Source organism: Chryseobacterium oncorhynchi (genome assembly GCF_002899895.1).
Taxonomy (GTDB): domain Bacteria; phylum Bacteroidota; class Bacteroidia; order Flavobacteriales; family Weeksellaceae; genus Chryseobacterium; species Chryseobacterium oncorhynchi.
Map to the genome: position 1 here is coordinate 1,003,783 of NZ_PPEI02000002.1, position 14,300 is coordinate 1,018,082.

Annotated in this window: 11 protein-coding genes and 1 rRNA gene; 1 reads left to right on the forward strand and 11 read right to left on the reverse strand. The window is 35.7% G+C overall.

Annotated elements, in window-relative coordinates:
• Positions 1–152: 152 nt before the first annotated feature.
• Complete coding sequence (ligA, locus tag C1638_RS10185) at positions 153–2,159, forward strand: NAD-dependent DNA ligase LigA (RefSeq protein ID WP_109620545.1); 2,007 nt, start codon at positions 153–155, stop codon at positions 2,157–2,159.
• A gap of 78 nt (positions 2,160–2,237) precedes the next feature.
• Here ligA and C1638_RS10190 read toward each other — a convergent pair whose 3' ends face one another.
• The 11 genes from C1638_RS10190 to rrf form a co-directional block, all read right to left on the reverse strand.
• Entirely contained in the window at positions 2,238–2,702 is a 465-nt protein-coding gene (locus tag C1638_RS10190; RefSeq protein WP_109620547.1) for a hypothetical protein, read from the reverse strand.
• 62 nt (positions 2,703–2,764) lie between these two features.
• Positions 2,765–3,232: a hypothetical protein gene (locus C1638_RS10195; RefSeq protein ID WP_109620549.1), complete on the reverse strand. Its 468-nt coding sequence runs from the start codon at positions 3,230–3,232 to the stop codon at positions 2,765–2,767.
• 78 nt (positions 3,233–3,310) lie between these two features.
• Positions 3,311–5,026 (reverse strand): ATP-binding protein, encoded by a 1,716-nt coding sequence (locus C1638_RS10200; protein ID WP_109620550.1) that lies wholly within the window; start codon positions 5,024–5,026, stop codon positions 3,311–3,313.
• Positions 5,027–5,031: 5 nt separating this feature from the next.
• A complete protein-coding gene (locus C1638_RS10205; RefSeq protein WP_109620552.1) occupies positions 5,032–6,141 on the reverse strand; it encodes a histidine kinase in 1,110 nt (369 codons plus the stop codon).
• A gap of 357 nt (positions 6,142–6,498) precedes the next feature.
• Complete coding sequence (locus C1638_RS10210; RefSeq protein WP_109620554.1) at positions 6,499–7,584, reverse strand: porin; 1,086 nt, start codon at positions 7,582–7,584, stop codon at positions 6,499–6,501.
• A 12-nt stretch (positions 7,585–7,596) separates the two neighbouring features.
• Positions 7,597–8,154, reverse strand: a complete 558-nt coding sequence (gene kdpC / locus C1638_RS10215) for a potassium-transporting ATPase subunit KdpC (protein WP_109620556.1) — start codon at positions 8,152–8,154, stop codon at positions 7,597–7,599.
• A 10-nt stretch (positions 8,155–8,164) separates the two neighbouring features.
• The gene (kdpB, locus tag C1638_RS10220; RefSeq protein WP_109620558.1) at positions 8,165–10,204 is read right to left on the reverse strand and encodes a potassium-transporting ATPase subunit KdpB; all 2,040 of its coding nucleotides are present in this window, start codon (positions 10,202–10,204) and stop codon (positions 8,165–8,167) included.
• A 180-nt stretch (positions 10,205–10,384) separates the two neighbouring features.
• The gene (gene kdpA / locus C1638_RS10225; RefSeq protein ID WP_109620560.1) at positions 10,385–12,079 is read right to left on the reverse strand and encodes a potassium-transporting ATPase subunit KdpA; all 1,695 of its coding nucleotides are present in this window, start codon (positions 12,077–12,079) and stop codon (positions 10,385–10,387) included.
• Between the two features lie 438 nt (positions 12,080–12,517).
• On the reverse strand, positions 12,518–13,843 hold the full coding sequence (locus C1638_RS10235; RefSeq protein WP_109620562.1) for a sigma-54-dependent transcriptional regulator: 1,326 nt from the start codon (positions 13,841–13,843) through the stop codon (positions 12,518–12,520).
• 106 nt (positions 13,844–13,949) lie between these two features.
• Positions 13,950–14,093: a hypothetical protein gene (locus C1638_RS22320; RefSeq protein WP_165826519.1), complete on the reverse strand. Its 144-nt coding sequence runs from the start codon at positions 14,091–14,093 to the stop codon at positions 13,950–13,952.
• A 129-nt stretch (positions 14,094–14,222) separates the two neighbouring features.
• Positions 14,223–14,300 (reverse strand): 5S ribosomal RNA (gene rrf, locus C1638_RS22840); the annotation flags it as partial.

Consider the following 14,300-nt stretch of genomic DNA (forward strand, 5'->3'; position numbering starts at 1 on the left):
TTATGTTAAATTAGTTTAAACAAATGTTTTATTCTTTGGCTAACCAGTTTGTTGTGAGGTATTACGTATTTTTAATTTTCCACTAATATTTAATTCCGTTATTTTTTAAATGAAATTACTTTAGTTATTTTTGCTCAAAAGATATAAAAGCAATGTCTGAAAACATTCAACAAAAAATAGAACAGCTCCGCAAAGAGCTGCACCAGCATAACGAAAACTATTACCTTCTGGATACTCCTACCATATCTGACTATGATTTTGATATGTTATTGGAGCAACTTCAGGATCTTGAAGCTAAACACCCTGAGTTTTATGATGAGAACTCTCCAACAATGCGTGTAGGTGGTGGCATCACAAAGGTTTTCCCTACCATTCAGCATAAGTTCAGAATGTACTCATTGGATAACTCTTACGATTTTGATGATCTGGAAGACTGGGAGAAAAGAATCATTAAAACAATCGATGAACCTGTAGAATTTGTAGCCGAGCTGAAATATGACGGGGCTTCTATTTCTATTCTTTATGAAAACGGAAAACTTATACAGGCAGTAACTCGTGGTGATGGCTTTCAGGGAGACGAGATCACCCCGAATGTCCGTACAATCTCAGATATTCCTTTGACATTGAAAGGAGATTTCCCATCTCAGTTCTTTATGCGTGGTGAAATCTATTTAACAAGGAAAAATTTTGACAAGCTTAACAAACTTCGTGAGGAAGAGGGGCTGGATCCGTTTATGAATCCTAGGAATACGGCAAGTGGAAGTTTGAAAATGCAGGACAGTGCTGAGGTAAGAAAACGTTCTCTTTCTTCTGTGCTGTATCAGTTTATTTCTGAAGAAGTTCCTGCAGAAACCCATTGGGAATTACTTCAAAAGGCTCAAGGTTGGGGATTCAAGACTTCTCAGCAGGCCAAATTGTGTAATACCCTTGATGAGGTAAAAGAATTTATCACGTTCTGGGATACGGAACGTCACAATCTTCCATTCGAAATTGATGGAATTGTTTTAAAGGTAAACTCTCTGCACCAGCAAAGACAGCTTGGATATACCGCCAAATCTCCACGTTGGGCTATGGCTTATAAATTTAAGGCAGAAAAAGTAGAAACAGAGCTTCAAAGTGTTTCTTATCAGGTAGGTAGAACGGGTGCTATCACTCCTGTTGCCAACTTAAAGCCTGTTTTATTGGCCGGAACTATTGTAAAAAGAGCTTCCCTGCATAATGAGGATATTATTAAAAAACTGGATCTTCATGAAAATGACTTTGTATATGTAGAAAAAGGAGGTGAGATCATTCCAAAGATTGTAGGAGTAAATACAGATAAAAGAACAGAGGAAAGTAGAGAAATAGAATACATCAAACAGTGTCCGGAATGTGGAACTGAATTGGTAAAAATTGAAGATCAGGCCATTCATTTCTGTCCGAACGAACTTCATTGTCCCCCACAGGTTGTAGGAAGAATGATTCATTATGTTTCAAGAAAAGCTTTAAATATTGATAATCTGGGAAGTGAAACCATTGAACAGCTTTACAGAGAAAAACTGATTGAGAACCCTGCAGATTTCTACGTTTTGACAAAGGAACAACTTCTTCCTCTGGAAAGAATGGCAGAAAAATCAGCACAAAATATTATTAGTGGAGTTGAAAAATCAAAAGAAATTCCATTTGAAAAGGTATTGTATGGAATTGGTATCAAACATGTAGGAGAAACGGTAGCCAAAAAACTGGTCAAAAACTTCCCTACTATTGAAGAGCTGAAACATGCAACTGTGGAAGAACTTTGCCAGGTGGAAGATATCGGAGCAAAAATTGCGGTAAGCATTGTAGATTTCTTCCAAAACACGGAAAATCTATTGATGATTGAGCGTTTGAAATCCTATGGAGTTCAGCTTGAAAAAGGAGAAAGCACCAATGAAGTTTTATCCAATGTATTGGAAGGGAAAACATTCCTCTTCACCGGGAAATTGTCACTCTTCACAAGAGAATCAGCTGAAGAAATGGTGGAAAAACATGGTGGAAAGAACATTTCTGCAGTTTCTAAAAACCTAAACTACCTTGTTGTAGGAGAAAAAGCAGGAAGCAAGCTGAAAAAAGCTCAGGATATCGGAACGATTACTATTCTGGATGAGCAACAGTTCCTGGATCTGATTGAGAAACAGTAACTCATAAAATATTACTATCCATAAAAAAGACTGCAGAATAACTCTGCAGTCTTTTTATTTTTTTTAGATCTTCAATATTTATTTAAATACAAGAATCGTATAAGGATTGTTTACGCCTAATTTGGGGATAACCAGCCTGATGTGTTCTTTATTTTTATAATAATCTATGTAAGTTTCTTTGGTAATGGTCTTTCCTTTTTCTGTTTCCTTATAGCCGGAAGCCAGAATTATTTTAACATATTGATCATATTCTTTTTTGCTACTAAACTCATACTCAATCCTGTCCTCTGATTTTTCTTCTGCAAATACAAATTTTCCAATCTTGGATTTATAGTCAGGAGCATCATATTCATTTAAAACGAAACCTAAACCTTCTGTTCTGTCATAAAAACTATAGTTAAGCTTTTTCATTTCCTTTTTAAAATCAGACATTTCAAGCTTATTGAATGCTGCCAACTGCTCTAATGTAAAAGTTTGGGCAGAAATTTTTGTACTCAGTATAATGAAGAATAATACAATAAACAGACTTACTTTTTTTCTCATATCATTAATTTGTTTGTAAATATAGGAGAATACTGGCAAATCAATTTTTAACAATACTAAATCTAAGCTTCTTTAATCAAAGCTTTCCGAAACAGTAAAACTTCTTCCTGGTTCAGTCCGGTCAGAGAAATTGTGCGTTTTGTATTCAACATATGATCAGGATAAAGAATCAGTTCCACATAATTATCGTATATATGAAACTCTCTCAATACTTCTGGATTTTTTGTATTTCTTCGATCTGATCCAAATCTCAGATTAACACAGTTTCTCGGAATAATATAAAAATCTTTGGGAAACAAAAACATAGAATTCTGATTCATGAAAATTTCAAAACTACACCATTGAAGTCTTTTTCTATAGCTAAGTCCTCCTTTAGTCACTGTAACAATTGTTCCATTGACCTTGTTTAGTTTCACCGCATCAGGCTGCATATATTTTTTGATAATTTTATCTTTGCCTATATAAAAGTAAACTCCTGAAATGATAAAAAATGCCAGACCAGCCAAAGGCAAATAGAAAAAAGGATCCATTGATTTAAAAGAATAGAATTACACGTTTTTGAATAAGAAAATATCTGATTTTCTTATTCAAAGATATAACAATAATCCTTATGAAATTGGCAATCTAAAGAAGAAAGTGCTTCCATTATTCAGAGAGCTTTTCACTCCAATTTCCCCATTTTGCTTTTCGATGAAGTTTTTGGAGATCGCAAGGCCTAGCCCTGTTCCATTCTGATGTTCTCCGGGAACCTGAAAATAGCGATCGAAAATCTGGCGGTGATACTTTTCGTCAATACCACTTCCTGTATCTGTAATATTAAATTGAATGAATAACTCATTTCTTTCTACCATAATTTGAATGCTTTCATCCTGATAAGAATGTTTTATGGCATTCGTAAGAAAATTATTCATTACCCAAACTGTTTTATCAAAATCTGCTGTTACAAAATCGGTATCATCCAACAGATATTCCGTACTGATTGAGATATTCTTTTGTTCGGCCAATTTTTCAACATTTTTCATGGCTGTCTGTACAATTTCTTTTGGAGAACATTTATCAACCATCAATCTAATATTTCCGGATTCAACCTGAGAAAGGTTCAGAAGTTCTCCCGTAATATCCAACAAACGCTGCCCGTCTTCATTGATGCTTTTCAGTAGTTCTTGCTGCTGTTCATTAAGTTCTCCGAATTTTTGATTACCCAGCAGCTGTACGCCCATTTTTATAGCTGAGATCGGGGTTTTTAGCTCATGTGAAATAGTAGCAATAAAATTGGTTTTAGCAAAATCAAGTTCCTTGAAAGGCGTAATATTTCGTAGCAAAATTACTTTACCAATATATTTTTTCTCCTTTTCTCCGGTTCTTACAATATTGATGGGCACAATATCCTGTTCAAAATAGTTTTCCTTATTGTCTCTGACAATTTTAATGGGTTCTTTTACCGGATGATCAATGTTTTTCAGTAATTCTCGCATCAAATCATTATTCACAGCAACTTCATGAGCTGTTTTCCCGATAATTTCCTCTTTACGAAGATTGGTAATTTTTAATGCTTCATCATTGATCATGTAGATAAAATGATTTTCATCCAGCCCAATCACTGCATCATGCATGTTATTTACCAAGGTTTCTATCCTTTTTTTCTCCATCAATTGCTGGGAAAGTGTACTGCTTTCATATTCCTGAAGCTTCTCTGCCATCACATTAAAGGATTCTGCAAGGCTGTTAAATTCCTCACTTCCTTTGAAATGTACCCTTTCATTATAGTTTTTATCAGCAATTTGTCTGATACTGAATGTTAATTGATTGATAGGTTCTGCAATGGTCTGTGGCAGGTTGAAAAGCAAAATAAAAGCAATTAAAAAACATACTGTTCCCAGACTGACAATCCAAAAAGTGGCATTTTCTGCTGTAATAATGGCAATATCACTTTTTCTTTCAATCCCTTTCATATTGAGGGACATAATTTTTGCCAGATCTTCCCGAATCAGTTTTTCCTTATTGAAATTGGGTTCTTTTAAATAACTATTGAAATGCAGATTCAGATTCTGGGTAGCCTCTTTCTCTCCAAACTCAGTAAGATTTTTTTCCTGCAGTTTGTTATTTTTCTGAAAGTCTGCAATGGCCACAGTACTATCAATACTTATATGATCCAGTGCCAACAGCATATTTTTGGAAAACTCCAGACTGTTGTAATTGGCTGTAAGGATCTTTTCTGTGTCAGATTTTAATTTATTGATATATACAGAACCTATTACTGAAAGCAGGACAATCAGTAAGAATAAAAGGCCGACGCCTAAGGTAAGTTTTGTTTTAAGTTTCATTACTTTTAAGATAAAATAATAATATCTATCTGTCTTTCATTCAGTCTATTCATAAGGCTATAAATCCAGCTGTATCCAAACAGACGCTGCCAAAGTTTTGCATGGGGTTTTCCAATACAAACTGTTGTGATATTATGGGCAATTACATATTCAAGAATTCCGTTATGAACACTGCTTTCTTTTATTCGGACAACCTTGGCTCCCAATTCCTGTGCTAAATTAAAATTATTAATCAAATACCGTTGTTTATCCAGTGCTATTTTTTCAGGATTTTCAGAGGGTTTCTGAATATATAGAACAATCCACTGACTGTTGTAATAGCTTGCCAATCTTGCCGTTTTCCGAATGATTGTTTTAGCTATCTTTTCATTACTGCTGATACAGGCCAGAAATTTTATGGGCTTAAAATTCTCCGTTTTAATCTCTGTTTCCACTTTTCTTTCCACATGGGTAGCCACTTCCTTTAAAGCAAGCTCACGAAGCTGTAAAATATGTCCGCTTTGGAAAAAGTTACTGAGCGCCGTCTGAATTTTTTCTTTTTTATAGATTTTTCCCTCTTTTAATCTGGTCAGCAATTCATCAGCAGTGAGGTCTATATTAACGACTTCATCGGCTAATGCCAAGATTTTATCGGGAACCCTTTCTGTTACTTCAACTCCTGTTATTATTTTTACTTCTTCATTCAGACTTTCAATATGCTGGATATTCATGGCACTGATGACATTGATTCCGTTGTCCAGAATTTCCAAAACATCCTGCCATCTTTTTTTATTTTTGGACCCTTCCACATTGGTATGGGCCAGCTCATCCACCAAAACAACTTCAGGATGTTCATTAATTATAGCCTGAAGATCCATTTCCTCCAGGTTTTTTCCTTTATAAAAAACTGATTTTCTTCCTATTTCCGGAAGCCCATCCACAAGAGCTACCGTTTCTTCCCGGTCATGGGTTTCTATGTAACCTATTTTTACATCAATGCCGTTTCGTAAAAGGGACTGAGCCTCCTGAAGCATTCGGAATGTTTTTCCGACACCTGCACTCATCCCAATATAGATCTTAAATTTCCCTTTTCGGGACTTTTGGATCAGTTCTAAAAAATGTTTTGCTGATGACATTGATTATTACTTTTTCAGTATTAAGTTATTATATATTTTTTGAACCACAAAAGTGACAAAAGTCTTCTTTAATAAAGTGTCTTATAATAAAACATTTTGGGACTCTTAACTTTTAAACATTCCTGTAAAGCTTATGATCTTTTTTACACTTTAGTTATTTTTAGGTACTACTAACTGTTTGACAAGAACACTTTAGTTTTGAAAATCATTGATTTTCATCTTGTGTGAACTTTTATAGAATACCATTTTAAACTTACTTAAGTGAGCTAAAGTGTCTTATAATAAAAGCTTTTGTGACTTTTGTGGTTATTTATTTCACGGCAAAAAGCCACTAGTTTCTAAATTTTAACCTATCATTTAAAACCAAGCTGCCAAACTTGTCGTAATAAAGAAATTCCCTTGTTTCAATCCATCATTCTTTACAAAAATGGCATCTTTAGAAGTAAACCCGCGTGCTTCTGTACGGAAAACTACATTCTTAAAAATAGCATAATCTACGTTCAACGAATAACCAAAAGTTTGAAACCCATTAGGAGTTCCTGTACTGATAATGACTCCATTTTTATCATTGTAATATTCTAGTCTTCCTGCCAGTGCCCATTTATTGTCAAACTGATATTTCATCTGTACATTGGGACTGTACCAGATATTATACTGCTCACTTCCTTTTAGTTTCTGTTCTGCCCCGACATCCAATCCCAGCAATGCTGAAAACTGATCCGTCAGTTGAAAACTTCCATATAAATCATGGAAATAGCGCATTCTTTTTTCATTTTTAGTTTTATCGTTTCCGATAAATGAGCTGCTGTTCAGGGTAATCTTATCATTAGGTTTGTAGGTCACCTGATGTCCAAAAGAAATACTCTGATTTCCCTCCACTTTAGCAATGCGCTGCCAACCGTTCAGAACCAAACCGCTTAAAAACCATTTTCCATTATCTGAAGTATAGGAAATCTTGGCTCCGGTTTCAAAATAAGGAGAATTTTCAGCAGCAAAACTTCTTGTCAGGTTAATATTATCCTTACCAATAGCACTTTCCCAACCAATATGGGATGGTATAATCCCTGCATCAATCCATAGGTTTTTATTTTTTGAAATTTTAATTCCAATATTCGCCTCATTGATATATCGTAAAGCTCCTTGTTCTGCCAACATATTGTCCTGGGCATAGGTTCCTCCCATTAAAGCAATATTTGCACGAAGATTATCACTCTGATAATTTGCTTTTATAAGTCCTAAATTGAGATTCAACTCATTATGTCTGTTGTATGAATATAAAAAATTCTGACGAAGATGATTGTTTGGCTCATTAAAATCGTAGGTATAAAAAAGTTCTGCATATGCGGAAAATGTAACCTTATTTCCTATTTTTAATGAATCGGATGATTGTGCTTTTGGGAAAAATACGCCTAGCAACAATCCTATAATTAGATATTTTTTCACGTTAGTTTTATATTATTTTAATTGGTCTAAAGCAATATTAAGCTTTAGCACATTTACTTTTGATGGTCCAAGAATTCCTAAAAACGGTTTCTCAGTCTGATTTTTAATTAAATTATTGATTTGCTCTTCGGAAAGGTTTCTCACTTTTGCAATTCTCTTTGCCTGATATAAAGCTCCCTCCTCAGAAATATCAGGATCTAGCCCACTTCCACTTGCTGTAGCCAGCTCTACAGGAACTTTAGCATTTCCCATTTCAGGATTTTGAAGTCTTAGAGTGTCTATTCTTTTTTGTACAGTTTCCAGATATTCTTCGTTGCTTGGGCCTTTATTACTTCCCCCGCTTCCCGCTGCGTTATAGTTTACAGAAGACGGACGCCCATGAAAATATTTTTCAGATTTAAATTCCTGGCCGATATTAGCATAGAATTTCTGGCCATTATGGGTAATAATTTCTGCATTTCCCTGCGTAGGTAATATTTTTGAACCTCCATAGACGATGACCAAATAGATTCCTACAACTACCAACATTACAAGAGTTAATCTGAATGCTGAAACAATATGATTTTTCATTTTTTAAATTTTAATAGAATAAACTAATCAGTAAATCAATGATCTTGATTCCAATGAACGGAACAATTACACCACCCAAACCGTATATCAAAAGGTTTCTTCTCAACAATGCACTGGCACCAATCGGCTTGTACGCTACTCCTTTCAAAGCCAACGGAATAAGGAATGGAATAATCACCGCATTGAAAATAACTGCTGATAATATGGCTGTTTCCGGGCTATGAAGATTCATGATATTCAACTTTTGAAGAGACGGAATAAAAGTGATAAACAAGGCCGGAATAATGGCAAAATACTTGGCTACATCATTGGCAATACTGAATGTCGTTAATGTTCCACGAGTCATTAGCAGCTGTTTTCCAATCTCTACAATTTCAATCAGTTTGGTAGGGTCATTATCCAAATCTACCATGTTACCTGCTTCTTTTGCGGCCTGTGTTCCACTGTTCATCGCCACACCTACATCTGCCTGAGCTAGCGCAGGAGCATCATTTGTCCCGTCTCCCATCATCGCAACTAATTTACCTTCCTGCTGTTCTTTTTTGATGTAATTCATTTTATCCTCAGGCTTGGCTTCGGCAATGAAATCATCCACGCCTGCTTTTTCTGCGATAAATTTTGCAGTTAAAGGATTATCTCCGGTTACCATTACCGTTTTCACTCCCATTTTTCTCAGTCTTTGGAAACGTTCCTGAATTCCGGTTTTAATGATATCCTGAAGTTCAATGACACCCCAAACCTTTTCGTTTACGGCTACCACTAGAGGAGTTCCTCCGTTTTCAGCAATTTTGGTCACGGCATCCTGCGTTTCCTGTGGGAAGATGTGCCCGATTTTTTCAGTCAGTTTTTTTATAGTATCGTAGGCTCCTTTTCTGATTCTGGTATCCTCAAAATCAATCCCTGAAGTTCTGGTTTCCGCAGTAAAATCTATATAAATAGGATTGGGAACCAATAAATCCTCCGATTTCAGCTGGCTAAGTTCTATAATTGATTTTCCCTCCGGAGTTTCATCGGCTACAGAGCTTAAAGCAGAAGCTTTAATAAAATCTTCAAGTTGAATTCCCTCAGCAGGATGGAACTGGGTTGCTTTACGGTTTCCGATAGTAATTGTTCCTGTTTTATCAAGCAAAAGAACATCAATATCTCCAGCAGTTTCCACTGCTTTCCCACTTTTGGTGATCACATTGGCTCTTAATGCTCTATCCATTCCAGCTATTCCAATTGCAGAAAGCAGACCTCCGATTGTTGTCGGAATAAGACAAACGAAAAGTGAAATAAATGCCGCAATGGTAATCGGTGTCTGCGCATAGTCTGCAAAAGGCTTTAAAGTAAGGGTAACAATTATAAATGTAAGGGTAAACCCGGCTAAAAGTATGGTTAATGCGATTTCGTTGGGTGTTTTCTGTCTTGATGCTCCCTCTACAAGGGCAATCATTTTATCTAAAAAGGATTCTCCCGGTTTTGTGGTTACTTTTACTTTAATTCTGTCAGATAATACCTTTGTACCACCTGTTACAGAACTTTTGTCTCCACCAGCTTCACGAATTACAGGAGCACTTTCTCCGGTAATGGCAGATTCGTCAATGGTTGCCAATCCCTCAATGATCTCACCATCCATAGGGATTTGATCTCCGGTTTCACAAAGAAAAATATCTCCCAGCTTCATTTCTGCCGACATTTTTAACGCTGTTTCTACCTGAAATCCGGGTTTATTGTCAACAACTAATTTTGCAGGGGTTTCTTCACGTGTTTTTCTAAGGGTATCAGCCTGCGCTTTTCCTCTGGCTTCTGCAATAGCTTCTGCAAAATTCGCAAACAAGACCGTGAAAAATAAAATTATAAATACGAAAAAATTATATGAGAAACTTCCCTGGGTTTTATCACCAGCCAAACTGAACATGCTTACAATAAACATGACAACGGTTCCGATCTCCACCAGAAACATTACTGGATTTTTAAACATAATTTTAGGATTCAGTTTTACGAAAGACTGTTTAATCGCTTCGTTTACCAAATCTCTTTGAAACAATGTTTGTGATTGATTTTTCATTTTTTTGAAAGAGTTTATAGCATTGTAAATCAATAATAACCATCAAGGCAGACTAAAATTATTAAGAAATGGAAATGGATAATATTATGTAGTGAATGTTTCGGTAGTTTAGACTAGCATTCCTGAATATTTCAGCTTCCTTAATGGTTGGGTATTGATTTTAATTTTTAATGTTCACTTTTATTTAGAGAAATACTGGATCTGTTCAGCAATTGGTCCTAAGGTTAATGCAGGGAAGAATGATAGTGCTGCAATAAGCAGAATCACCGCCAATGTCATAAACCCAAAAGTTGCTGTATCCGTTTTTAAGGTTCCTGAACTTTCCGGAATGAATTTCTTCTGTGCCAATAATCCTGCAATGGCTATCGGCCCTATAATCGGGATGAATCTGGAAAGTAATAGTACAATTCCTGTTGAAATATTCCACCATGGGGTATTATCACCTAGCCCTTCGAATCCTGAGCCGTTATTGGCAGAAGAAGAGGTAAATTCGTATAACATTTCACTGAACCCATGAAAACCAGGATTATTCAATGTTTTTGCTCCAAATTCCGGTAAATAGGCTGTTAGTGCAGTTCCCACAAGAATTAGAAATGGATGGAACAAAGCTACAATCATAGCGATCTTCATTTCCTTGGCTTCAATCTTTTTCCCCATAAATTCGGGTGTTCTTCCTACCATCAAGCCACTGATAAATACAGCAAGAATGATAAAAATAAAGTAATTCAGAATTCCGACTCCACAACCACCATAGAAGCAGTTAATCATCATAGCAAGAAGCTCATTCATCCCTGAAAGTGGCATTGTACTGTCGTGCATAGAGTTTACAGAACCTGTTGAAATAACTGTGGTTGCAATACTCCAATATCCCGATGCGGCACTTCCAAAACGGATTTCTTTTCCTTCCATTGCTCCCAGGCTGCTATCAGCACCCATCTTTGTAATCAGAGGATTACCTCCTGTTTCATTCACAATATTGGGAATGGTAAGAGCCAGAAAACCAACAGTCATCACAGTGAAAATAACCCAAGAAAGTTTTCTTTTCTTTAAATAAAAACCTAGCGCAAAAACCAATGCAAACGGAATGATCATTTGAGTGACCATTTCAGTCATATTCGTTATATAGTTAGGGTTTTCAAGAGGATGCGCCGAGTTTGCCCCGAAGAAGCCTCCACCGTTGGTTCCAAGATGTTTAATCGCAACAAAAGCTGCTACTGGTCCTCTGGAAACATCTACTTTTTGTCCCTCTAAAGTCGTAATGTGATCTTTTCCTTCGAAAGTCATTGGACTTCCGTTTATAGAAAGAATTAAAGCAACAATTACACTTATTGGAACTAAAATTCTGATCATTGACTTGGTAAAATAATCGTAAAAATTACCGAGTTCGGTAGCTGTTTTTTCTTTAAAAGCTTTGAAAAGAACAGCCATTGCAGCCATCCCTGTTGCAGCAGTTACAAACTGTAAGAACATCAGATAAAGCTGACTCAGATAACTTACTCCTGTTTCTCCCGAATAATGCTGTAGATTACAGTTCACTAAAAAAGAAATGGTTGTATTAAAAGCCAGATCAGGAGACATATTGGGATTTCCATCAGGATTTAAAGGAAGCCATGCCTGATTCAGCAGAAGCAAAAATCCAATGATGAACCAAACCAGATTAATCGCCAGCATGGCATACATATTCTGTTTCCAATTCATCTGACGGTTAGGATTAATTCCCGACATTTTATAAATTAACTTTTCAATCGGCTCAAACACCGGATCAAGAAAAGTTTTTTTGTATCCATAGACATTAGCAATATATTTACCTAAAAATATCCCGATGACTAATGTAATAGCAAACATTGCTATGATGCCTAAAATTTCTGTATTCATGATCTCTTAAAATTTTTCAGGTTTCATTAAAACATAACAGATATACACAAAGGCAAGTATTGAAAGGAAAAATAAACTCCACATAATTTTATATTCTATCAAAAAATTCAACTGATTTATATAAAAGCCAAAACAGCACTGCAAAAAGCAGAATCAAACTTATAAGCATCATACTTTTATTATTAAGGTTAAAAGAGTAAACAATACATACGATACAATCAGCAAACTCAAAGTGGAATGCTCACGTTTTTTGAACGTTTTTCTTGAAATTGTCATTTTTAAATATTTTATTCAAGTACTATATGCCAAAAGAAAGTCCAAATTAGAATTAATCATCACAACTAACTACAATACAACCCATTAAGCCAAAAAATCAAACTATATAAAAACAAAAAAGCCTATCAAAATGATAGGCTCTTTATTAAAATGATAAATTGTTTATTTTAAACCGTATTCTTCCAGTTTACGATATAGCGTGGCAATACCAATCTCTAGGAGTCTGGCCGCTTCTGCCTTATTTCCTTTTGTATACTGCAATACTTTCTGTATATGAATTTTTTCAAGGGTTCTCATGCTTAAAGAATCACATTCGGGAATCGGTTTTTCTGAATAGTGAGGAAGACTTTCAGCATCCAGCACATTATCATTCATCAAAATCAGGCTTCGTTCCACAGCATTCCTCAATTCACGGATATTACCTTTCCAGTCATTTTTCTCCAGCGTTTTGTAATAATCAGGATTCACCTGAATAGAAGATAAATGAAGTTTATGAGAAAATTGATCAATGAAGTTCTTTGTCAGTATCTTTAAATCCTCTTTCCTATCTCTTAATGCAGGAAGACTAATTTCAAAGACATTTAATCTGAAATATAAATCCTCCCTAAAATTCCCATGTCTTATTTCTTCTTCAAGATTTCTATTGGTAGCAGCTATAAGCCTAAAATCAGATTTAGAAACCTTGGTCTCTCCCATTTTGATAAACTCTTTGGTTTCTAGAACTCTCAACAGTTTTGCCTGAAGCTCTATTGGCATCTCACCAATTTCATCCAAGAATAATGTTCCGCCATTAGCTTCTTCAATCAACCCTTTTTTATCCTTTATAGCACCAGTAAAAGCACCTTGTTTATGGCCAAAAAGTTCACTTTCAAGAATTTCCTTACTAAATGCGGAGCAGTTAATAGCAACAAAGCTATTTTTCTTTCGATCACTTCCCTCATGAATGGCATTCGCAAAAACTTCCTTACCTGTTCCTGTTTCTCCTGTTAGAAGTACAGCTGCATCCGTTAGTGCCACTTTCTCTGCCAATTTCTTTGCATGCAAAATCAATGGAGAATTACCAAGAACCTGTGCAAATCCTTTTATACCAGCAGTTGACTGAACTGTTCTGGATCTGTTATCCTTAACCTTTTCCAGTGCTTTATATACCAAGGGAATAATTTTCTCGTTGTCATCACCCTTTACCAGATAATCATACGCTCCGTTCTTCATCGCCTGAACAGCATCCGTAATATTTCCAAATGCAGTCATTAGGATAATTTCAAGATGAGGGTATTTCGTCTTAATTGATTTTATAAGGTCTACTCCAAAAGCATCAGGAAGCCGGACATCGCTCAACACAACATCAAAATCATATTGCTCCAGCATTGTCATGGCAGAACGTGCCGTAGAAGCTTCTTTTACATTAAAATTCTCTTGGGAAAGGATCATCCCTAATAACTTAAGGAGTTTGATCTCATCATCGATGATCAGAATGTTTCCTGACATTATAATTATTTTTGGAAAATTGATACAAACTTATTGATTTTATTCGAGTAAAACCCTTTTATAAAAGGAAATTCTTTTCATAACTTATTAGAGGAACTTACTCCCGCTATCCACTCATACTCCTCGCACCATATCGTTTCCATATTTTATCCCTTTTTTCCAATTCCTGCTGCGGGGTAACCGCTTCTATCGGGGCTAATGATAAGTAATGAGTAATATAGTAATGATTAATAATCGTAACCGATTCCATAGAAGTAGGCTTTGGCTTGTACTTATCTAGTAATGGGGTATGGGTATGAGTATGAGTATGTATCTCTCAAAGTATATAACAAAAAAAATCCTTTATCGTAATGATAAAGGATTTTAAAAATAAAATAAAAACTGGCGGCGGCCTACTCTCCCGCGTTAGCAGTACCATCGGCGCTGGTGGGCTTAACTTCTGTGTTCGGAATGGGAA